Annotated in this window: 23 protein-coding genes and 1 tRNA gene; 8 read left to right on the top strand and 16 right to left on the bottom strand. The window is 60.2% G+C overall.

What is annotated here, in order from left to right:
* Nucleotides 1-3: 3 nt before the first annotated feature.
* From ACUCV3_RS22100 to ACUCV3_RS22090, 3 genes are all read right to left on the bottom strand, one after another.
* Complete coding sequence (locus ACUCV3_RS22100) at nucleotides 4-321, bottom strand: helix-turn-helix domain-containing protein (protein WP_228223019.1); 318 nt, start codon at nucleotides 319-321, stop codon at nucleotides 4-6.
* Nucleotides 322-708: 387 nt separating this feature from the next.
* Nucleotides 709-1,605, bottom strand: a complete 897-nt coding sequence (dmeF, locus tag ACUCV3_RS22095) for a CDF family Co(II)/Ni(II) efflux transporter DmeF (protein ID WP_482241159.1) — start codon at nucleotides 1,603-1,605, stop codon at nucleotides 709-711.
* Between the two features lie 50 nt (nucleotides 1,606-1,655).
* Entirely contained in the window at nucleotides 1,656-1,931 is a 276-nt protein-coding gene (locus ACUCV3_RS22090) for a metal/formaldehyde-sensitive transcriptional repressor (RefSeq protein WP_080727059.1), read from the bottom strand.
* A 92-nt stretch (nucleotides 1,932-2,023) separates the two neighbouring features.
* On the opposite strand from ACUCV3_RS22090, the gene ACUCV3_RS22085 reads away from it, so the two are divergent.
* Complete coding sequence (locus tag ACUCV3_RS22085) at nucleotides 2,024-2,233, top strand: DUF1289 domain-containing protein (RefSeq protein ID WP_230588595.1); 210 nt, start codon at nucleotides 2,024-2,026, stop codon at nucleotides 2,231-2,233.
* Between the two features lie 50 nt (nucleotides 2,234-2,283).
* Here ACUCV3_RS22085 and ACUCV3_RS22080 read toward each other — a convergent pair whose 3' ends face one another.
* On the bottom strand, nucleotides 2,284-2,619 hold the full coding sequence (locus tag ACUCV3_RS22080) for a hypothetical protein (protein WP_029547811.1): 336 nt from the start codon (nucleotides 2,617-2,619) through the stop codon (nucleotides 2,284-2,286).
* Nucleotides 2,620-2,839: 220 nt separating this feature from the next.
* Here ACUCV3_RS22080 and ACUCV3_RS22075 point away from each other — a divergent pair, with 220 nt between their 5' ends.
* Complete coding sequence (locus tag ACUCV3_RS22075) at nucleotides 2,840-3,019, top strand: hypothetical protein (RefSeq protein WP_037525480.1); 180 nt, start codon at nucleotides 2,840-2,842, stop codon at nucleotides 3,017-3,019.
* Here ACUCV3_RS22075 and ACUCV3_RS22070 read toward each other — a convergent pair.
* The 4 genes from ACUCV3_RS22070 to ACUCV3_RS22055 all read right to left on the bottom strand — a co-directional run bounded on the left by ACUCV3_RS22070 (nucleotide 3,016) and on the right by ACUCV3_RS22055 (nucleotide 9,083).
* Entirely contained in the window at nucleotides 3,016-4,866 is a 1,851-nt protein-coding gene (locus tag ACUCV3_RS22070; protein WP_228167485.1) for a TniQ family protein, read from the bottom strand. The genes ACUCV3_RS22075 and ACUCV3_RS22070 overlap by 4 nt on opposite strands.
* 5 nt (nucleotides 4,867-4,871) lie before the next feature.
* A complete protein-coding gene (locus ACUCV3_RS22065; RefSeq protein WP_004210836.1) occupies nucleotides 4,872-5,822 on the bottom strand; it encodes an ATP-binding protein in 951 nt (316 codons plus the stop codon).
* Between the two features lie 21 nt (nucleotides 5,823-5,843).
* Entirely contained in the window at nucleotides 5,844-8,108 is a 2,265-nt protein-coding gene (locus ACUCV3_RS22060; RefSeq protein ID WP_482241148.1) for a transposase, read from the bottom strand.
* A gap of 174 nt (nucleotides 8,109-8,282) precedes the next feature.
* Nucleotides 8,283-9,083: a hypothetical protein gene (locus tag ACUCV3_RS22055; RefSeq protein WP_004210838.1), complete on the bottom strand. Its 801-nt coding sequence runs from the start codon at nucleotides 9,081-9,083 to the stop codon at nucleotides 8,283-8,285.
* A 313-nt stretch (nucleotides 9,084-9,396) separates the two neighbouring features.
* Here ACUCV3_RS22055 and ACUCV3_RS22050 point away from each other — a divergent pair, with 313 nt between their 5' ends.
* Nucleotides 9,397-10,578, top strand: a complete 1,182-nt coding sequence (locus ACUCV3_RS22050; protein ID WP_228167289.1) for a hypothetical protein — start codon at nucleotides 9,397-9,399, stop codon at nucleotides 10,576-10,578.
* Between the two features lie 169 nt (nucleotides 10,579-10,747).
* Here ACUCV3_RS22050 and ACUCV3_RS22045 read toward each other — a convergent pair whose 3' ends face one another.
* The 5 genes from ACUCV3_RS22045 to ACUCV3_RS22025 all read right to left on the bottom strand — a co-directional run bounded on the left by ACUCV3_RS22045 (nucleotide 10,748) and on the right by ACUCV3_RS22025 (nucleotide 14,573).
* Entirely contained in the window at nucleotides 10,748-11,011 is a 264-nt protein-coding gene (locus tag ACUCV3_RS22045; protein WP_120249365.1) for a hypothetical protein, read from the bottom strand.
* A 62-nt stretch (nucleotides 11,012-11,073) separates the two neighbouring features.
* Entirely contained in the window at nucleotides 11,074-11,775 is a 702-nt protein-coding gene (locus ACUCV3_RS22040) for a pirin family protein (protein WP_228167290.1), read from the bottom strand.
* Nucleotides 11,776-11,885: 110 nt separating this feature from the next.
* A complete protein-coding gene (locus ACUCV3_RS22035) occupies nucleotides 11,886-13,079 on the bottom strand; it encodes an RNA-guided endonuclease InsQ/TnpB family protein (RefSeq protein ID WP_228167291.1) in 1,194 nt (397 codons plus the stop codon).
* Nucleotides 13,080-13,208: 129 nt separating this feature from the next.
* Nucleotides 13,209-14,252 carry a hypothetical protein gene (locus ACUCV3_RS22030; RefSeq protein WP_228167292.1) on the bottom strand — a complete coding sequence of 348 codons (1,044 nt, stop codon included), beginning with the start codon at nucleotides 14,250-14,252 and terminating at the stop codon, nucleotides 13,209-13,211.
* Between the two features lie 51 nt (nucleotides 14,253-14,303).
* Entirely contained in the window at nucleotides 14,304-14,573 is a 270-nt protein-coding gene (locus tag ACUCV3_RS22025; RefSeq protein WP_211363938.1) for an ArsR/SmtB family transcription factor, read from the bottom strand.
* Between the two features lie 172 nt (nucleotides 14,574-14,745).
* On the opposite strand from ACUCV3_RS22025, the gene ACUCV3_RS22020 reads away from it, so the two are divergent.
* Together ACUCV3_RS22020 and ACUCV3_RS22015 are read left to right on the top strand one after the other, a co-directional pair.
* On the top strand, nucleotides 14,746-15,579 hold the full coding sequence (locus ACUCV3_RS22020) for a hypothetical protein (RefSeq protein WP_228167293.1): 834 nt from the start codon (nucleotides 14,746-14,748) through the stop codon (nucleotides 15,577-15,579).
* A gap of 15 nt (nucleotides 15,580-15,594) precedes the next feature.
* Entirely contained in the window at nucleotides 15,595-15,849 is a 255-nt protein-coding gene (locus ACUCV3_RS22015) for a hypothetical protein (RefSeq protein ID WP_009821126.1), read from the top strand.
* A 152-nt stretch (nucleotides 15,850-16,001) separates the two neighbouring features.
* Here ACUCV3_RS22015 and ACUCV3_RS22010 read toward each other — a convergent pair.
* Nucleotides 16,002-16,078 (bottom strand) — tRNA-Arg (locus ACUCV3_RS22010).
* An 87-nt stretch (nucleotides 16,079-16,165) separates the two neighbouring features.
* Here ACUCV3_RS22010 and ACUCV3_RS22005 point away from each other — a divergent pair.
* Together ACUCV3_RS22005 and ACUCV3_RS22000 are read left to right on the top strand one after the other, a co-directional pair.
* The gene (locus tag ACUCV3_RS22005; RefSeq protein WP_037510686.1) at nucleotides 16,166-16,885 is read left to right on the top strand and encodes a queuosine precursor transporter; all 720 of its coding nucleotides are present in this window, start codon (nucleotides 16,166-16,168) and stop codon (nucleotides 16,883-16,885) included.
* Nucleotides 16,886-17,124: 239 nt separating this feature from the next.
* Nucleotides 17,125-18,117, top strand: a complete 993-nt coding sequence (locus tag ACUCV3_RS22000) for a GGDEF domain-containing protein (protein WP_279776175.1) — start codon at nucleotides 17,125-17,127, stop codon at nucleotides 18,115-18,117.
* Here the strand turns inward: ACUCV3_RS22000 and truA are convergent.
* Complete coding sequence (gene truA / locus ACUCV3_RS21995) at nucleotides 18,090-18,848, bottom strand: tRNA pseudouridine(38-40) synthase TruA (RefSeq protein WP_482241147.1); 759 nt, start codon at nucleotides 18,846-18,848, stop codon at nucleotides 18,090-18,092. The two genes, ACUCV3_RS22000 and truA, sit on opposite strands and share 28 nt — an antisense overlap.
* 4 nt (nucleotides 18,849-18,852) lie before the next feature.
* Nucleotides 18,853-19,761 carry a methionyl-tRNA formyltransferase gene (gene fmt, locus ACUCV3_RS21990; protein ID WP_279729010.1) on the bottom strand — a complete coding sequence of 303 codons (909 nt, stop codon included), beginning with the start codon at nucleotides 19,759-19,761 and terminating at the stop codon, nucleotides 18,853-18,855.
* Between the two features lie 179 nt (nucleotides 19,762-19,940).
* Between fmt and recR the strand changes: the two genes are divergently transcribed.
* Nucleotides 19,941-20,537 carry a recombination mediator RecR gene (gene recR / locus ACUCV3_RS21985; protein WP_279729011.1) on the top strand — a complete coding sequence of 199 codons (597 nt, stop codon included), beginning with the start codon at nucleotides 19,941-19,943 and terminating at the stop codon, nucleotides 20,535-20,537.
* Nucleotides 20,538-21,024 lie beyond the last annotated feature (487 nt).

The raw sequence follows: 21,024 nt of genomic DNA, 5'->3' as shown, positions 1-21,024 counted from the left end.
CTCCTACCGCGCGGCCTCTAGGCGGTTCAATGCTCTACGGACAGTCATTTCTACTTCGCTTCGAATTCTATCCACCTCTGCCAGAATATGCAATGCTTTATGCAACGATTCGACAGGGTTCTCATAATTTCCATCGAGCTCCTTAGAGAGTTTTTCACTTAGGCCTTTTGAAAATTCTTTGAGCTTCATCGAGCGGGTCAAAGTGCTAACGCTAATATTCAAGCTTTTCGCCAGTTTTGTCGCCGAAATGCCCTGATTTTTGAGGTGTGCATCGACCTGGGCGGCAAGGTCGGCGTCTGATTTGCGGGCTGGGCGAGGCATGGCGCACTTATTGCAGTTTTGAATAAAAAAGCAACAGTTTATGCAACGAACTGGTGCTGCATCGTCGTTGCTGTTTCAAGGCCAGCTGGTCATTAGGATCGGCAAGCCGTATGCGTTCGGCTACAGCGGCGCCCAGGTGGGCTGTTAAGGCCGTAAGGGCCGGCGCATTCTCAGTCGCAAGGGCGATCGCCTCTTCTCAGGTTAACTTAGAATGACGAGATCAATGTGTCCCGCGAACCGGGCTTTTCTCTGTGTTCGATGAGAAGGTAGCGAGATGCAGGCGGCTTTCGTGCGATAAATCTCATCGCTTGGATCACGCGTTCCAAAATTTATCCCACATTTTCGCGATTCAAGAAAATGTGGGATAAATCACTGCATTCCTGTCGGTTATGCCACGGTCGCGACTTCGACGGTAAGGTGCTGGAGCTCATGAACGGGCACCAGGCGCCGCCGGATTTCCGTCGCATCTACGCCCGGATGGGCAGCGACGCCGACGATCGCTGAGTGGGCTTCGGGGCCGACCTTCCAGACGTGCAGATCCGTGATCCGGGCATCGCCTGTCGTTTCGACCAACTCGCGGACTTCATCGGCTACGTGGCGATCTGTGCGGTCCAGGAGAATGGCGGCCGTGTCGCGCATCAGCGACCATGACCAGCGCGCAATCACGATGGCGCCGACGATGCCCATGATTGGATCCATCCACACCCAGCCCAGATAGCGGCCGGCCAACAGAGCTGCGATTGCCAGCACCGATGTCAGGGCATCAGCGAGAACATGCATATAGGCGGAACGCAGGTTGTTGTCGCCACCATGGCTGTGGTCATGCGAATGCCCATGATCGTGGTGGTGACCATGGTCGTGCCCATGACCACCAGATAGGAGGAAGGCCGACGCTATGTTCACGAGCAGCCCGAGGATTGCGATCCATGTGGCTTCTGCGAAGGCGACGTTGATGGGTTCGAACAGTCGCATGACGGACTCAACGCCAATAGCGAGGGCGATGATGCCGAGGACGAGGGCCGAGGCGAAACCGGCGAGATCGCCGACTTTCCCAGTGCCGAAGCTGAAGTCGCCGTTATGGGCATGTCGCTTTGCATAGGCGTAGGCAGCGGCCGCAACACCAAGTGCTCCGGCATGGGTGGCCATATGGAAGCCGTCAGCCAGTAGGGCCATCGATCCTGTAGTGTAACCAGCGACGATCTCTGCCACCATCATGAGTGCGGTGAGCACCACGACCCAGAGCGTCCGGCGGGCATTGTCGTCATGGCCGGCGGCCAGGAACATATGTTCGTGCGTCAGATGGCCGGTATCGGCCAGCACGGCGGTCTTGGTGCTCACTTGCTGTACCTCCGGATGATCGTGACGAGATCCTCTGCGCCCTGCTGGCGTTCTTCTGCCGACAAGCCGTCGCGAGCGACGTGCGACTCTAGATGCTCGACGATGATCTCATCGAGAAGCCCATTCACGGCGCCGCGAACGGCTGCGACCAGATGGAGGACTTCGGTGCAATTCGCATTGCCGCCAAGCGCGCGTTCTACTGCGCCAACCTGACCCGCGATGCGCTTGATTCGCCCGAGTAGCGCGTCTCGGTTCTCATTGATGTGAGCCATTTTCCCTCGGCAGCCTCAGTGTCACGCAGCAAATTGCTGCTGGTCGGATGATGCCTTATAGGGTAGGGGGGTAGGGTATTCAAATAAATTCGATGGAACGATCTGTGCGCTCGCCTTGCATTGAACTTTGTGGTTTTGACGCCTCGTCCGGCTGGTGCCGTGGTTGCGGCCGTTCTCGTGAGGAAGTGCGCCGTTGGCGTAATCTGCGCCCGGGCGAGGCGCGTAAGGTTGCGGCGGACTTGCCACAGCGCCTGTTCAAGCTGCGCGCAAAGGGCCTGACGAATGATCGCACCGACGACTGACCAACCTCTCGGCTGATGTCGTCAATGCGATGGGTGGCAAGCGGAAGCTGTTAGCCAGGCGCGACCTTCAGCTGATGATCGTCTCCGTATCGAATGCGGCAGGAATAGCCATGGCCGCACTCAGCGTGCATCTGTGACACGGCGGCTTTGGTCAGCCGCTGTGTCTGGCCGCTATCTTCGATTTCGATCCGTTCGACCGATTGGAAATCGAATGGCGCAACAGGGACGTTTTCCCGACCCTGTTTGATGAGCACCCCATAGTGCGATGTACCTTTGAAATAGGTCACACGGATGTCGTGGGAGCTTTCATTCTTCCATCTGGGGTGGACCGGCCCACAGGCGGACAGGGAGAGGGCCAAGGCGGTCAGTAAGATCGTCGGTCTCATGATTTCTTCTTATTCGCTAGAATCGCGCATAATAAAAAGCCCGGTCTAACGGGGCATGAACAGTGATGTCGTGAAGGCGATCGAGCGGCGTTCGGAGCTGCTCCGACGCCTGCTCGCGTATTCATCTTGCATGGGATATTATAGGCACCGAAGCGGGGATGTCGCAGGCGGGCTGCACGCTTCTGAAATGGAGCGGGATCCACGGAAGGGATGGGGCGGCATGATCATCACCCTCTCTGACCTCTTAACGGGAATCCGAGAGCGCAAGGCTGCCTTGGGTATCATCGATACTCCAGAGCGTACCGATGCCATGCGCAATAGCGGATCGCGCCGAACAGCGCGCAAGCGTGCTATGTTGGCCCGGATCGAGGAGCGCTCACGCGACGCGGGCGTCGTCTAGGCTGACCAAGCGCCTTGTTTCATGATATTGGCGAAGCTCATGCGGCAGTAGCCCGCATCATGTATCGTCGGCAAACCGACCTTCCGCGCCCATTTTTGTGCTGACTGGGGAGGCAATCCCATCCTGTAGCCGATCTCGACCGATCCTATGATCTCTGCGGCGGTCTGAAGAACATCCACCGCGAGATATGCTTTACCGTGGCGACGTATGCGGCCGGTGGCGACGAATTTGAGAAACTGATTGGTGGCCAGGTTGAGTATCTCGCTGGCATCGGCGCCTGATAGCTCATCCTCGACATGGGCACCGGACAACGGGTTTTCCAACATCCGCAAAGTGTCGATGAGTTCGGCCGGGATTAGTATCTGGTGGGACAGGTCCGACGCCTCGGGGGCCAGACTAAATCGACCATCCGGCCCCAGAAGCCAGGCGAAGATGCCAGCCCAGGGCTTGGCACGACCGCCAATAGCTCGTGCTGCGATTTGCAGCGGAACGCCGTCAATCATGGCGGGATCGGCTTTGGCTTGGATCTTTGCCTCGAATGCCGCCCAGGCCTGCGTGGTGGTATTGCGGACGCCATATCGCGCCTCCCAATAAGGGTGGGTCAGCGGGGCGAGCAATCCAGATTGCATCAACTGCGCTACGGCATAGCGGGGCAACTGAGTTGACTGAGACACAGCGGTCAAAGGCAGACGGTCAGGCTTGGTGCGTGCCAGTTCCTCGATTTCCCCAGGATCATGGAACGGTCGAACTACGCCATGCACTCGCACGTCGGTGAGCTTGAAGACGCCGGCGGCGCGAAGCTTTGCAATGATGGTATCCGTCTCGCGCAGCACACGCACGGCTGATTTGGCGGAGATCAGTCCAACTATGTCATTCCCCTCGTCGGCCGACGGGAGGTCGGTCAGATCAGGGCTTTGACTGAGATCGGGCTGCTCTTGCTGCAGGCCATGTAGAAACATCGCGAACAGGGCTTTGACGCGGGGCGAGGAGCGGCCGATCCGGGCTTGCTTGACGGCGTGCCCCAATTTGTTCGACCAGTTGTCCCCTTCGCGTGGAGCTGGAAATAGGTCGGCTGGAACGATGGGCCATTGGCGCAGCAGTGTCACAGCATCATGAAGCGCGCTGATGACCGTCATGGTAAGGTTAGGATTGGTCAGCCATTTTCCGCGCAGTTGGTCGTTTAGCCAGGGGGAGAGCTTCAAAGCCAAGTCGGCAATGTCGTGCGGCTCCAAACTCGCAATCGGGTCAGGAAACTGTGATCGCGAAGCGGCACGTACATCGGAATCATGGCTGAAGAGGCCAGCATAGATGCCCAGATTGTCGCGCATCTCGAGAGGGATGAACTCGGCCGGTCCCTCACGCAGGTCCGCGCTGCAGACATCTTGGTCGCAGGTGGCAATGCCGTTGGCATACCGCCACCGTTGGGTGACGCCGCATTCGTGACATTCGCTGCGCAGGATCTGAAAGGTTTCCGGGCAGAATGGGACGGAGGCCAACTGCCAAATCGCACGATGATGAGCCGATAGGGCAAGGCTGGCCGGTGCATATCGGCGGATGGTGGTTCGCAGTTCGCTCTGCCACGCGCGTCCACCAAACCAATGTATGATCGCGCTGCCTTCTTCTGGACCGTGGGCATGGTGCAGTAATTGGAGGTACGGCACTACCAGAATGTCAGCCAGCGCCGGTAGCTGTTCGGCGTTGGTTGTGGCCGCCGTCGGCTTGTTGTCGTAAACCCAGCCAGCCTCGGACAAAAGCGTTCCCGTCCGTGGATATCCGTTCTCGGCAGTCACACGGGCGACAAGGCCCATGAGACTTTCGCCAGCGATCGGCGCGAGCGGGTATTTCACTTGGCTCAAGCTTCGATCTCCACGAACGGATTATAGTCGATGAAGCTATGGGCAATGGCCCAGCTGTTCACTGCCATGGCGAGATCGTTGCGGGTAATCGCATGCCGACCTTCACGCACGACATTTATCGCCGCCGTTTCCACGATGCGGCAGGTGCGGCCGATGATTCCGCTGCTTGCGAGGCAAAGGGGGCGAGCAATGTCCTCTTCGACCAGGCCGCTGGCGACCTTCATGATCTGCTTGTCGACCATGGCGGTATCGAGGTCTTCGACGAAGTCCAGGAATAGGTCTCGATCGTCATCCGCCCACCAATCAAGGGGAGGAAGCGTGAGGGGAGGGAAGAGCCGGCCGTTCAACTCGTGGCTGGACTGGAACAGCTTGTCCGCGTCGTGGGTGCCGAAAAAGGCGATAGGAACAAGGCCAGAATCAAGGAACGTCTTCAGGCTATCCGTGACATGGGTTGCGGCCGATGACCGGCGCGACAGATGCTGGATTTCATCGATGACGAGCAACTGCACGTTATCCCGTTTGATGGCTTGCACGGCACGCTTGTGCAGGTTGGGTTCGGTGCCGCGGTCATAAAAGGGGTCGTCCAGGGCCTGCAGGATGGAAGAGAATAGCGACCTGGCGGTGCCAGTGCTCATGAGCTTGACGATCAGGACGGGCCGGCTGCCTTCGGGAAGTTCGCCCAGGCGTTCGATGCCGTCCCGGAAATGTTCGGCTGCTGTCGTTTTGCCCGAACCGCTTTCAGCCAGGAGGGTGATGCCATATTGCCGCTCGCCACGGGTGGCGATGCCAGAGCGCCGGACCTCATCCAGCCCAGCTATGATGGCCTCTTGGCGAGGATGAACAATCTTGATCTGGCGGAACGCGCTGCGGGCATCTGCCACGCGCTGAGAGCGGGCAGCGGCTTCATTCGGCCGTACAACCGGCGGGTTTGATGTAGTGGTAGTCATGTGTTGCCTTTCGGGTAGGGGTTAGAAATAGCTGCTGTCGTTCGAGCGCTTTTTGCGTTCGCGGCGTGGTTCGGGGTCGGTGGTCGACGCGTCCGGGGTGGGTGGCGGCGCAGGAGTACGCCGGTCGCGCTCTGGCATGTCCTCTGGCGTCGCCTCCCGGGCATTGGCAGCTTTCGCCTTCTGCCGGTTGCTCCGCCGTTTAGATGCGGTAGGGGCCGCTTTCTGTGGAGCGGGGCGACGAGACAGGGTGTCGGCATCGTGCATCTCGTGCTCGATCACGTCTGCATAGATGATCGGGATGTCGACTGGTTCAGGGCGCTCCCGCTGCAGGGTAGCGAGCTCACCGGTGATGCTGCGGATGCGCTTGTTTTCGAGCAGCTTGGCCAGAAGCTTGCGCTCACGCTCCTTGGCTTCGGGCGTCAGCTGGTCGATGGCGTCGAGAAGCTCGGCGCGGCAGGCGTCACGCCATTCCCGTGAGTTGAAGTCGGCGGCTTCCGCCTTGGCCTTCTCACGGATCTGCTCGTGCATCCACAGGCTGATCGGCTCGTCGGTATAGCCGGCCGTCTGGCAGTACAGCTCGACGTCCTGATTGGTTTTGCGGTTGATCACCCAGATCTTGCGCAGATCGTACGGGTCATAGCGGAACGACACCGTTGCAGTGGCATTCTTCAGGCGCTGACGCTTGCCTTCCAAGGGGACAAGATCAGCGAGCAGGTCAGGCACGGCTTTGTAATCGCCGAAGCGCAGGCCATTCCACTCGATGCCAGCGTGGGTCAGCCGGTGCGAATTGATCTTGGGGAGAAGGGCCTTCTCGAAGATGCGAGGATCACGCGGTAGAACGATCCCGTACTGGGCGGTGCCCTGTTTCCAACAGAGCAGAGGCTGTTTCTCGTTCAGGCCGCCATGCGGGGTCGTGTGATAGACCGCGATGGCGAACATGATGAGTGCCTCGAGTTCGTCGAGCGTCAGCACGGCATCCACGGCGGGGTCGTAATCATACTCGCGGGAGAGGGCGATCGGCAGATGGGCGCCGGCCACCTTCGATGACACGTAATTGTGGATGGTGAGGAAGATGCGCTCAACAAGGGCTCGTTCGCGCGGCTTCTTCCGACCACTGATGCGGACCGTTGCACCGGTCGCCTTGCTCATGCTCTCCATATCGTGGCTGCGGAATTCCATGCCGCCATCCACGTGATATGTGCTGCACAGGCCGCAGACGTCCTGGGCTTCAGGGTGCTTGTTCTTGATGATCGGCGGCACGATCTTCGGTAGAACAGACCGGCGAAGCAACTCCGACACGGTGGCGTATGATGGGGCATTGAAAGACAGCATGTGCGAGAGCACGACCCTGCTGAACCCATCAACAAGTGCGGAGAAAGTCGGGCGGCCCAGAATGATGGCGCGTTCCACGTCGATGACGAGGAGAGCGGGTATGGGGGTGTGATCCATAAGCCCGAATTCCAGAGGACGCTCCGCCTCATGCCCTTTCCCTGCGCCACGCCACCGAGAGTAGGCTGCCTGCTTGCCGTGGCGGGCACCGACCGTTTGCTCACACTCAAGCATTTTGATGTCGCGATATGTGGTGCTCAGGCTCACCGGGAGGAGCGGCTCCGTAGGCATCTCGTATTCGAGCGAAGTGCCATCGTTGACGCGGCTAATCTCAGCGTTGGTCAGCACATTGATATCGGTGACGCTCTTCTTCGACGCATAGTAAGTCAAAGCCAGGCGCTGGCGGATTTCCATGCGGATGCCATCTTCATCATAGCAATGGCGCCCCTGGGCGCTCGTGGCCTCACGAGCATCGCGGTCGCCGACTTTACCGCGCTCCCGCATCCAGCGTTTCACGGTGTGCGGATTGGGTGCCTCGCCATATTTGGCGTGCAACTCGGGGGTCCAGTGCTCGGCAAATCCTGCAGAGATTGCCTTCACGCCGGTCATTACGCCGTTCCGATCGAGCAGCCGTAATGTTGCCAGCCGAAGTGCGCTTTCGGGATCGAGTTCCTCACATTCGGCGGGCGTGAGATGTGATTCAGCGATCTTGTTCTTGGCCGGCGACTGCCCACGGTCTGCCATCTGGAAGAATTGACCGTTCTGAAGCAGCGTCCGAAAGCGCTCCTGGTCCATTGGACGGACGACGCCGGCGTCATCGAGATATTCGACGGGCTTGCCTGTGGCAGCATGTTCGAAGTTCAGGCGTGTGCCATATCCATGTGATGTAAAAACACAGGGTTGACCTTCGATACTGTATAGCTGATTGCGTTTGAGCTTATAGGGGAAGTAATTCACGTATCTCTCCCGAGATTTGGGTATTCTGAGGGCGCGCAAAATCCATCAGCAGTAGATATTTCTACGCTGCGAATGGCATTGCTTCTGTTGTGATGGGTGCCTGCGGGTTCGTCAGGCAGTTATGATTTCACTCTAGGTCATGGTTGAATCCTTCCTGGGGTATTTGATCTATGATCAGATGAAGCTGACAGGCATCTCATCGATGAGAGGCTGCGTGAGATCGAGCGACACGATGCGCCTCACCAGCATGGCGAAAGTGATTGCCCGCCCTTGGACAAAATTTCCGGGCGCCATCAGCTCAGCGAATTCGCCCAACTGCATGTCATCCCCTTTGCTGCGGAGGCTTTCGACGAGCCGCTTCTGCGACGATGAGATGGCCGTGCGGCGCATCGAGCTGGCGAGGCGTACGTTGAAGCGGTGGCGGCTATTCTCGAAAATTTCGGAACCGAAGGTGATACGGAATTCGTGGCCTACCCGGCGGCAAATTTCTGCGACGCCGGCAAGCTTCAGCCGATATTCTGGATCTCGCAGGTCCGCATCGTCGCCTTTGACTTCGACGACCGCCAGGCGTCCATCGGCGTCCAGTATGTCGACGTCGCTTGTGTACCGCTCCTTTTTCCTCAGGATGAATTCGAAGCGGCGAGCTTCTGATTGGTAGTGGACAACATTGGGGTCCGTCTCGCATCGCTCGATCAGTGCAAGCTGATGCAGGCTCTCATAATGCTGTGTGCGGCCGACCTTCACGGAAGGGTACCAGCCGCTCGCATGGTGCGTTCCGCCAGAGACTGTTCGGAGCGATCCATTGTCGTTGGCGACCACAATGCGAGCCATGGTGTTGACCAGGCTGTTGTGCTTCCTCAGCAAGGTTTCGGCGCGCAACCGGCCAGCGGAAGGCTCGTATGACGGGTTGCGCAGCATGAGGTTGATAGCGGCGCGAACGTCGATCTCAGCCAGTTCTTCATACGCGTCAGTCATGCCAGAACGTCCAACCGCGACGGTTGCTGTTGGGCCATTTGGAGCGAGAACGACTCCACGTCTTAACGCGCTGCTGTCGTTCAAAATGTCGGATGATCTCGATCAGATACTCTGTATAAACGATTGAAACGAGGTTGTTTCGATCTGCACTTCGCGGTTTAGTCGTCATCGCACTGTCTCCATGTTGGTCACGATACTGTGCATTTAGGAACGCTAAAATGACCGTGATGGCAACAGGAATGTGGTTTTAACTGCACAGTATCGTGACCAACTCACTTGACGATGCGTGCCTTACTGTTCTAATAAGTCATGGATGAACAGTAAGAAAAACGGCACGCGCGACGTTGGTTCGGATCGGTCGGCCCTCGAAACTGACGAGGAGTTGGTCAAACGGCATGCCGCTTCAGGCTTTTCTGGCGAATCAGAGTACGCCCTGTTCCTGTCTCTGGATGATTCTAAGCGGGAGGCGGTGATTGCCAGACTGAGGACGATGGACCTCTATCTTCGCGACGATGACCCCATGCCCGTGGGCGACGCGTGCAGCGCGCTCGATATGGAGCAGCGCAATTTTTACCGACTGCTGAAGAAGCTGAAGGATCTGGGCCCAACTCGAGGTCTGTCACCGAGCTTCCGGGTGAAAGCTGTCGCGGCACCAGCACAGAAAGGCTTCGCACCCGTTGCCGAGCGTGCGCTGCGCTGGAAACTGCAGCATGAGCCCGCGGCTTCGCCCGCGTCGATCATACGCTGGATATTTGAATCCTGCGCGGACGCGGGCGAGGCGCCTCCGTCTGCATCCTCGATCCAGCGACGCATAAAGGTACTCCGCCGGGAAGGTGTCGCAGAGCCGGCGGCTGGGGCTGCTGGTCTTCAGATCCTGGTGGACCAGACCGCAGTCGATGTGATGGTTCAGATCAGCGGCCGGGTGGAATTGGCTACGGCTACGTTCATTGTCGATACCAGCTCTAGGATGATCCTTGGATTGGGGGTGGGCGATCCGCTGATTCCGGAAGACGGGCTCATGCGCGCTACCCGCAATATGGATGACGACCTCATGCGCCATCTCGTGCAGCACACGCAGGTGCATTTCGATCGCGTGGAGTCGATCGACTTTATCGCGCCTCCAGGCGGGGCGCGGCAGAGCAAGCAGTTGCAGAAGCGCTTTCGGGTCTTCAACCGCCGAGTGTCGTTTGACATTCATGCAGGCGGAAAGTGGCGTCACGGCACACAGCTGGTCCGCTACCTGGGCGATACGCTGGGGCCGTATCAGTTCAAACCGCGGTTTACAGAGGAGGGGGCTCCTCTCAGCAACTCGATCAGCGAGGGGATTGAGCAGGAGATCATAGAGCGGGCGTTGCTCGTGGAGGCGATGCGCTGGAACGAAAGCCAGTGGCAGCAGGTGGAGCCGACGGTCGAAAAGTTGCAGCGCATGCGTGAAGAGCGCGCGAGCGCGATCACGGCGCTATTCCGCGATGTGGTGATGCGGCCAGAATTTTGATCGAAGCTATTAATCGGTAGTGCGGCATGGAGTGGATCAGACTGAAATGCTGTTCAACTTCATGCCCCACTCGAGTTTCTCGACCGTGATGGCCGTACATATGCGAGCTTTGAGGCTGGTAGACAGATTGTTAGGTGCTGCGTAGCCGCCGCAGGATCCTACCTAAATGTCAAAGCCATTGTGAGCCTGGGATCTCGCTAGTCCCTTTGACGGCGACAAATTCTACGCTGCCTATTTTAAGTCGGCCCCACCCGCCATCGGGATCGATGGCATTCAGGCGGTCGATAAGCGCTCGCCATTCTTGACCTGCGCTCGTTGACGGAATGGCCTGAATAACGGGCGCGTCTGAGGCATAACGCGCCTGCATCTTGCGGTTCATGGCGAGAGCGTAGGCAAAGCTGTCAATTAAGATGTCGAAATCTGACTGACTCATATGTTTTTGCTACCTTATGTATTGCGCCGGATTGCTGGAATGCCAGTTTTGGCCTCTCAATATTACTCTGCCATTTCGATAAGAAGCGCGATCGTGTGTCCCATGGCGGTCACTGTAACGGTTTCAACATCATTGATGAGGATACCGTCATTGCGGTCGGCAATCACATCGCCGACTTGCACCCTTCCGGAGAGTGGCACGACATAGCCGAAATTGCCTGCCTCAAAGCGGTAATCCGCAGCGCCGCCATCAGCCAGCACAACTCGCGATAGACGGGCGTTGGCTCGCATCGGCAGTGAATTACCTTCATTGTCGAACCCGCTGGCTAATGTAGCGAACTGGCCCTGCTCACGATCGTCAGCGAACCCCCTTACAACAGAGAAGGGCTCGCCGCCCTGATGGTTGGGTATCAGCCAGATCTGGACGAATTCGACCGGGTCGGCCTCGTCTGGATTGCCGCGCCGGATAGCGACGCCCGTACCAGCGGATATGACTTGGCAATCGCCTGCTTGAAGCGCCCCGACATTGCCCAGGCTATCTTCGTGATAGAGCATTCCGCTCGTGACGTAGGTCAGTATCTCGGTGTCGGAATGCGGAGTTTGCGGCAGTCCGGCACGGGGAGAGATCGCCTCCTGATTCCACATGATCATATCGCCCCACTGCATCGGGTGTCCGCCACAGCTTTCAGGCCCGAAATGCTGGAGGCTTTGGAAATGCTCCAGGCGGAATATGCCGAAGTCACGGGCCGGGCGTAAGGCGATCATCAGGGTTCCAGTGCGAATAGGTGTGGCTAAAGCGGGTTTGGAAAAATCCCCTCAAGCTTTGGACAGGCAGTTGCTATGCAACTGCGCTGCATTTCCGGGTGGACGCGCAGCTAGACGCTGGCGTTGGGCAAAGCCTTGCCCACCCTGCGACCCAAAGCGGCCGCATGCGCAGAGAGCCCGCGCGCAAGGATGTTGATTGCATTGTTGGTGCCTCGTGGGACATCGACGCCGCAGGCACAGATGTGCCGCTCACCGTCATTGCTTTCAGAGGATGGTGATCCGCATGCATTGCACGTTGGCGCCATGCGTCTCGGATCCACAATGATGACCGCGCCGCCAGCCTTTTCAGCTTTGTAGCGGATCATTTCGAGAAGGCGCTTTGGTCTCACCTCCGCCAATACTTGACCGTTTTCCCGCGTCGCGATCGCACCGGCGCCATCTGACGGGTGTCGTGTGCGTGATGGACAGGACAATTGCCTGAGGTCGAGATCTTCGACCACGATCGTTTCAAACCGATTGGTGATCGCCGCCGAGATCTGATGCAGCCGCGTGGAACGGCAGTTTATCACGCTTTGACTGGCGCGGTCTCGGCGTTCGCGCAGCTTTTTGCTTCGGCGGGAGTCTTTCTGGCATCTCGCCAGTGCCCGGTGGGCGCGCCGCAACGCAGCATTTTGAGTCGTCCATCGGGCTGTATCGTTGAAGAGCGAGCCGTCCGATAGCGATGCCAGGTGATCTATGCCGAGATCGACGCCACACGCGCTACCAGGATTTTGGTGCTCTTGGCCGCCGGCTTTGTAATCAACCAGGATTGTGACATGCCATCGACGCGCTCTGCGGGTGAAGGTGAGTCCGGCGAGGCGAGCGTCAGCTGGCCACGGGCGATGCATGCGCACCCGCAATTTGCCCACGATGCCATCGACCGACAGGTAGCCGTCCGCGACGACACAGCCTCGTACGCCGTGGACGCCAAAACTGCGCCAACGCTCTTCGGAGCGGAAGCGCGGGAACCCGGCGTTGGGGTTGGCCGTCAGGCGATCGCGATACCTCGTCATTGCGGTATCGACGCAGCGCAAGGTCCAGTTGTTAATGCCCCAGGGCAGGGCAGTATGCTGGCGGTTGGCCATTCTATACGCAGGGAGAGACTTGGTATCGTCTTCGTATGTGAGATGAACGCCGCGTTGAAAGGCTGCACGCCGGTTTTGGAGGGCGTCATTGTACAAATTTCGCTGCAGCTGCAGGATCGACGCCAGGCGCGCATGTTGCGCCCGACTTGGCTCGATCGGAAATTTATACTGCAAGAACATGTGCTTGCATGTGACGCGCAAAAGTTAACGCAAGGTGGATGTTCGAAAATCAATCAGGCGGAAGGGGGAATGACGGTTGGTATCCCATTCAGCCAGCGCGCTGCGACAATCCCGCCTGCTGCTAAAGTGCTACCTGCTCGGGGACAGAGGTCGGGCATAGGCGACCTCAGTTAGCGTTGCTTTCGTTGGCCCCTTGGTAATCGCATGGACCGCTGCCGCGGCTGATACGGCAGGCTCGGCCTCTCGATTGATCTGCAGGCCAGCGTGATAGCGCTCCAGAAGCAGAGCGACGGCCGGACGCACGACAGGCAGAGGCAGAGTTTCGCGAATTGCGAATGGGATGGAAGGATTGCGGCGCGGATTGAGAGGCACGCGGCCGAGCTTGGTGCCGAACATAGCAGTGAGGGCCAATCCTGGCCGACGAGAGTCTACCTGAACGTCTGACTGGGCGATGCCGATTGAGCGTAACTGGGCTTTCGTGCGCGGGTCATCGACAGGAGCGTTCCGGTACATCGCCAAAGACGCGCGTGCGGGTGATGCGGAATTCATCTGTTCAGCGGCCTCGGTGACCAACTGGAGGATGTCGTCGGCAGTTGGCCTATCTGCAGTCACCACATGGGCAAGAGCGATACCACGGCTGACGTCGATGAACGCGGTGAGGACAGCGTGATAGGGGATGTTATCGGGGCCATCGACCGCCACATCGAGTGGCGACATATCGATGGCGTAGTCGGTATTCATGCCGGTGTAGGACGCGATATCGGTCACTTCCATGGGCAGATTGAGTCTCGTGCGGACTGCCCGTTTGCTTGGTGGACTTATTTTACGCTTCTCGCACAAGGCTTCGGCGGCAGACTGGATCGCCCCTGGCCGAGCGCCCGGGCCGGCGTGCGCGATGGCTTCTTCGAGAGCTGCTCTCGTTTCAGCGGGAAGCTGACGGGGGTAGTTGGACAGAACCTGATCGTTCAGCTGGAGCGAGTCCTTGTACGCCCGAATGATCTTGAAGAAGTTGCGCTCCTTATACCCCAGCCGAGTGGCGGCAGCGGTAACAGCTGCTGCCATTCGCCGACTGCCCTTCCTGGGGAGCTCTTCAACTTCCAGAGCACGCCGGTAAGCTTCCGGCCATTGCTGAGGCGTGAAGGTCACCATGTAGTGGGCAATGCGATCTTCCATTTTTCTTCACTCCTGAGTTTCGAGGAGCGAAGCAGAGCGTATTCAGAAAATTCAGGGCGTCACTGAGGCTAAGCCATTGAGGTATGTGCCGATGGACGACGCTGCGGCTGTATCAGCCCGATAGATCACCTGTTTCCCAGCACGGCGCGAGGAAACAAGGTGGGCGCGCGATAGAATTCCCAGATGGGAAGATAGAGTGTTTGCAGCGACATTGAGGTGGCGCGCAATTTCTCCCGCCGGCAGGCCTTCAGGCGCCCGGGCGAGTAGGCGGTAGATATCATGGCGAGTCGGTTGCCCTAGCGCAGCCAGGGCCTCGACCATTGCTGATGAGTCCATGGGCCAGACTATCAGCGATCCATCCCAACCGGTCAAACGGTTAGTGACGGACAGATCCGTCAGCCAAATCAAGAATGTGCCGGCTGATGACCGTTGAGACGTCCGTTGAAACAGGAAATCGAACGCCATTCAATTCTATAATTCCAGAATCATTGAAATGAATGTACAAGTCGATAAATGGAGCGTGCGACTCGCGCAGGCTTCTCTTGAAAAGGATGGTGACAGAAAGGGTTTCGCAATGCTGACGCACGAGATGTACGAACAGAGAATAGCTGCACGGACCCAGCGCTCAGCGCTGGATTACTTCACCACTTCAGCTCTGTTGGGACGCCCTGATCCGCTGGCCAGTGATAGCCCTGACGATGTCTCATTCGACTTGACCTACAAGATGGTCGATCGCCTCGTGATCGCGGCTGTCGAAACTGGCGCTCGGTTCGAGCGTGACAGCTTGCAGTCCGATCCATTGGCTTGGCTCTATAGCTCGCAGCCTCCGTTCGGCGGGGCGCGACCGCTGGAAGCGTGTCTGACCGCGCCAGGGTTGATGAGATGCATCATGTTTCATGCCCTAGACTTGGAGCTTGGAACGCCCAGTGATCTGGTCGACCAAATCCTCCGTAGCGACGGTTACATGTCGGGGGAGGCGACGACCGGAGGGCTCTGGAATACCGGCAGGGACCGGGAGAGTGCCGGCCATGGTCGGACGCTGTATACCGCGACGATCGTCGATGTGCGGGTGGATCAGATCCACCATGTCTACCATGCGATGATGGCCTGCGATCTCGCCGAGGCGAGAGGATTGCTCAGACTTCGTTATGGAAGACAGTTGGCGGACCAAGCTGAGGTCCGCAGAGGGTACGACGCGAGCAACCCGCTGGCGGTCTCTATGGTGTCGGACGCGATGGGGGCGATCTTGGCGATGGTGGCCAGCAACCCCCAAAGTGCGTTGGCCGAGGGACTGGACCTGCAACTCGAATCCAGGTTCGCGCCGTAGAGAGGCGCGCAGGCCATGATGGTCGTCACGATCACAATCTGGCCGGGTGGCGATGAGGCAGCGTCTTTCGATATCGCGCAGATGAAGATCGAGAACGAGAGCAGGCTGGCCGACGTCAGCGATTATACTGCTCGGATCGTCCAGTGCGAAAACCGCCGACTAGGGGTGCAGGGGATAGATACCCGGGTGCAAATATCGTCACATCCTCGCCGGGATGGGCCTTGGACGTTGCTCAAGAGAATACTCGATCGGGTCGATTTGCCGTCCTGAATGGGACGTTCCTAACTCCTCGCTGACGGCGAAAACCGCCTACTTCGCTACACCCTCTAAAACCGAAACGGCCGAAATTGGCCATTCTCGCCGCTCAGAGGATCACGAAAATGAAGTAAAGGAGCAGACTTGCTGACAACCGAAAACAATCTTGGCGACCCCGGCAGGATTCGAACCTGCGACCATCCGCTTAGAAGGCGGATGCTCTATCCAACTGAGCTACGGGGCCGTGCGCGGGAGCGATAGCGGGGCTTGGGCCGCGGCGCAATCTTTCGCAGCCGTTGCAATCGTGTGTCGGCGGGATATGCACCGAAGGATGAGCGACGCGGGCATCCGGAAAATCGACGCGACCGTGCTGGGCGCACGGCCGCTGCGCTATTATGATTTCTTCATGGCGGCCTTCGTCGCCATATTGCTGCTGTCCAACCTGATCGGCGCGGCCAAGCTGTCGTCGCTGGGCGGCGTGACCTTTGGCGCGGGCATCCTTTTCTTTCCGCTCGGCTATGTGATCGGCGACGTGCTGACAGAGGTCTATGGCTATGCGCGGGCGCGACGCTGCGTCTGGGCAGGATTTGCCGCGATGCTGTTCATGGCGCTGATGAGTTGGGTGGTGGTGGCCTTGCCGCCGGCTGAGGGCTGGCCCGACCAGAAAGCCTATGAGGCGGTGTTCGGCAGCACCTGGCGGATCGTCTTCGCCTCGCTTTGCGCCTTCTGGGCGGGGGAACTGGCCAACAGCTTCGTGCTGGCCAAGATGAAGATCATCACCCAGGGACGGCATCTGTGGATGCGCACCATCGGCTCGACCGTGGTGGGGCAGGGGGTGGACAGCCTGCTCTTCTACCCGCTCGCTTTCTATGGCGACTGGACCACGACGCAGGTACTGACCGTGATGGTCACCAACTGGGCGATGAAGGTCGGCTGGGAAGCGGTGCTGACGCCGGTCACCTATGTGGTCGTGAATGGTCTCAAGCGGCGCGAGGGGCTCGACGTCTATGATGCGGGCACCGACTTCACCCCGTTCCGTACCCGGCTCTGATGATCCGAAAGCCTGTTTGAAAAATCGCGAAAGGGCGATTTTTCGGTACGGTTCCAGCCCGCTCCCCGCCCAACCACCCGATCGAGTGTCATCCTGTCGGGTGGTTGGGCGGGGGAGCGGGCCGGAACCGGCTTTCTCAAACCCACTCTGTAGCCAGTAAATTATGTAATCTAAAGAGAGTCTTTACCTTGTTGGGCGCAGGAGGAGGCGACAAAGTCAGGAAAGAATAGTCGCCCATCGTGCCCATCGCCTCCGCCCAGTCCATTGTCCCTGATCGCGATCCCGTGATGACCCCGGATGCGATCTGCCGGATCGACCGCCTGACCCATGTCGCGCGGGCACTGAGCCAGGAGGCGCAGACGATCCAGGCCAATCTGGCCAATGCGGAGCGCCGGTTCCAGGCGACCTTCCAGCACGCGCCGGTCGGCATTGCCCATGTCGCGCTCGACGGCAGTTTCCTGACGGTCAATCCCCGCTTCGAGGAGATTACCGGCTATTCGGCCGCGATGCTGATGCGGCTGGGTTTCCAGCAGATCACCCATCCCGATGATCTGGATGCCGATGTCGCGCTGCTTGGCCGGCTGCACCGAGGCGAGTTGCAGCGCTATACGCTGGAGAAGCGCTATATTCGTGCGGATGCGTCGCTGATCTGGATCAACCTCACCGTGGCGCTGGTTCGCGACGAGCGGGACGCGCCGGAATTCTATGTCGCCGTGGTCGAGGATCTGTCGGAAATGCGGCAGGCCCATTTCGATGCGATCCATGATCCGCTGACCGGCCTGCTCAACCGCCGTGGCTTCGTGGTGCGGGCGCGGGCCTTGCTGCGGCAGGCGGCCGAGGCGCATTGGGCCGTCAGCCTGATCTATCTCGACCTCGACGGGTTCAAACAGCTCAATGACAGTCTCGGACATAGCGCCGGGGATCGCTGCCTGGTCGAGGTGGCGCGGCTGATCGAGGATATGGTCGCCACTCGCCATGTCGTGGCGCGGATGGGCGGCGACGAGTTCGTGCTGCTGGTCGACGAGGAAGGCACGGACCTGGGCGAGGCGCTGCGCGTCGGACTGATGACGCTGGGCGGCGCGCATGGCGGCGTCAGCGGCAGCTTTGGCCTTGTCACCCTGATCCCCGACGATGACACCGAACTGGACAGCATCGTGGCGCGCGCGGACGAGGCGATGCTGGCGGCCAAGCGCGCCGGTAAGAATCAGCTGGTGACCACCGCGCTGCTATAATCGGCACGCACGAAATAGAGGCCGTCGGGCGGCGCGTTGAGCGCCAGCCGGGCGCGGTCGCGTGCCTCCAGCGCATCGCGCAGGTCCTCCGCACTCCAGCGGCCCATGCCGACCATGGCGAGGCAGCCGACCATCGAGCGAACCTGATGATGGAGAAAGGACCGCGCCTCCGCCCGGATGGTAATGCGATCGCCCTGTCGCTCCACATCCAGCATCGCCAGCGACTTCAGCGGACTGGCCGCCTGGCAATGGACCGAGCGGAAGGTGGTGAAGTCATGATGACCCACCAGGATCTGCGCGGCGTCATGCATGGCGTCGGCGTCGAGCGGCTGGATCACCCGCCAGGCAAGCCCCGATTCCAGGGTCAGCGGCGCGCGGCGATTGGCGATGCGGTAGACATAAGCGCGGCCGGTGCAGCTGAAACGGGCATGCCAGTCCGGCGCGACTTCCTCACAGGCGAGGATCGCGACCGGATGAAGCCGCAGCTTCGCATTGATCGCCTCCATCAGGCGAAAGGGCGTCAGCGGCTTTTCGACATCGGCATGGGCGCGCATGGCCAGGCCATGGACGCCGGCATCGGTGCGACCGGCAGCGTGCAGGATCGCGCGCTCGCCGGTGACGGCATGGATCGCATCCTCGATCGCCTGCTGGACGCTGGGGCCATGGGCCTGACGCTGCCAGCCCATGAACGGACGGCCATCAAATTCGACGGTGAAGGCGAAACGGGCCATCGGGTCAGGCGTCGACCCGGCTGCCGGTGGGCATGTCGAAACCGCGCAGCAATTCGCCCGCCGACATCGCCGCCTTGCCCGCGCGCTGAATCAGGGTCGGCCGGATGGCGCCATGGCCGCAGCCGATCAGCAGGCTGTGGTCGAGCAGTTCGCCCGCCGGCCCGGCATGATCCTCGACCGTGGCGGCGAGGATGCGGAAGCGTTCGCCGCCATATTCGAAGAAGGCGCCGGGGAAGGGGTTGAAGGCGCGGACCTGACGTTCGACCTGATGCGCGTCGCGGCTGAAATCGATCCGTGCCTCCGCCTTGTCGATCTTGGCGGCATAGGTGACGCCCTCTTCGGGCTGGACCACCGGCGGATGGCCGGCAAGATCGTCCAGCACATCGACCATCAGATCGGCGCCGGCCTGCGCCAGTTCCTCGGTCAGTTCGCCGGCCGTCTTGTCCTCGACCGGGGTAACATGCTTGGCGCGCATCGGCCCGGTGTCGAGCCCGGCCTCCATGTCCATGATGGTGACGCCGGTGACATTGTCGCCGGACAGGATGGCGCGCTGCACCGGCGCGGCGCCGCGCCAGCGCGGCAGCAGCGAACCGTGGATGTTGAGGCAGCCATGGCGCGGCATCGCCAGGATCGCGCGCGGCAGGATCAGGCCATAGGCGGCGACGACCGCAACATCGGCGTCGAGCGCGGCAAATTCGGCCTGCACCGTCTCGTCCTTCAGCGAAACGGGCGTGCGCACTTCGATCCCCAGTTGTTCGGCACGGGCCTGGACCGGGGAGGGGCGCAGCGCCTTGCCACGGCCGGCCGGACGGGGCGGCTGGCTATAGACGGCGACGATGTCATGCCCGGCCTTCACCAGTGCATCGAGCGCTGGAACGGCGAAATCGGGGGTGCCCATATAGATGATACGCATAGTTTTTTCCGCTTCCCGCACCAGCCCGCTCCCCCACCCGGCCACCCTTCAAGATACTGCCGTTGGGTGGCCGGGTGGGGGAGCGGGCTGGCACCGCATTTGAAATGCGCCATCGGCGTATTTCCAAGTCCGTCCTCAAAGCTCTTGTCGGAAAGACATGCAACCCCTTATCTCACGATATGGCTTCACCTGAAATCGAGACGCTGACCCAGGCGCTGTCGCGACTGCCCGGCCTTGGCCCCCGTTCGGCGCGCCGCGCGGTGCTGCATCTGCTCAAGAAGCGCGAGGGCGCGCTGGAGCCGCTGCTGCGCGCGCTGGCGGCGGTCAATGAACGGCTGGTCACCTGCCAGACCTGCGGCAATGTCGACACGGTCGATCCCTGCGGCATCTGCGCCGATCCGCGCCGCGACGTGCGGGCGTTGTGCGTGGTGGAGGATGTCGCGGACCTGTGGGCGCTGGACAAGTCGCGCCTCTTCCCCGGCCGCTTCCATGTGCTGGGCGGGCGCCTCTCTGCGCTGGAGGGGGTGCGGCCGGAGGATCTGAGCATCGATGCGCTGGTCGCGCGGGTCGAAGCGGGTGGCATCGACGAGGTGGTGCTGGCGATGAACGCCACGCTGGAGGGGCAGACCACCGCCCATTATCTGGCCGAGCGGCTGGAGCGCTTCCCGATCCGCCTGACCCAGCTGGCCCATGGCGTGCCGGTGGGCGGCGAACTCGACTATCTGGACGAAGGTACGCTGGCCCAGGCGCTGCGCGCGCGGCGGCCGCTGGGCTGAGGGACGGCCCAAAGGCGGGGGCACGCGTGTCCCGAAGTTCACACCGTTATCGGGCTTTCTGGGTGAAATGCGCCGGGAACGCGCCTGCGACGCGCCGGCTTTGCGCCGGTGGCGCGTCACCGCCCATGGGGCGCGGGTGTCGAATATGCGCCCGCATCGCCCCTGTGACGCGACAGTCGCGCTTCTGCCGCGCACCAGGAACGCCCCTATGGCGCGATCACCACGCGTCGATGGCCCGCGCGCAGAGGGCCATGACAGGGGTGGAAAGGCGGGGGGATGATGATCCATCCGGGCAGTGGATCAGACAAGCGGCGTGTAGGACAGGCCGGATGATGGACGGGAAGGGTGGCGGATTTGGGTGGGAAGTGGACAGGCCGCTTTTAGCGTCAGTTGTGAGGTTAGCTGCCGTTGTTTTCCTCCTTTTCGGGGAACCGCAAGCGCGGCCATCGGCTTAGTAAATCTGAACTTCGCGAGCGTGGGACATTAG

This window comes from Sphingobium sp. VMM, assembly GCF_056790315.1.
This window is presented reverse-complemented; position numbering and strand designations above follow the sequence as displayed.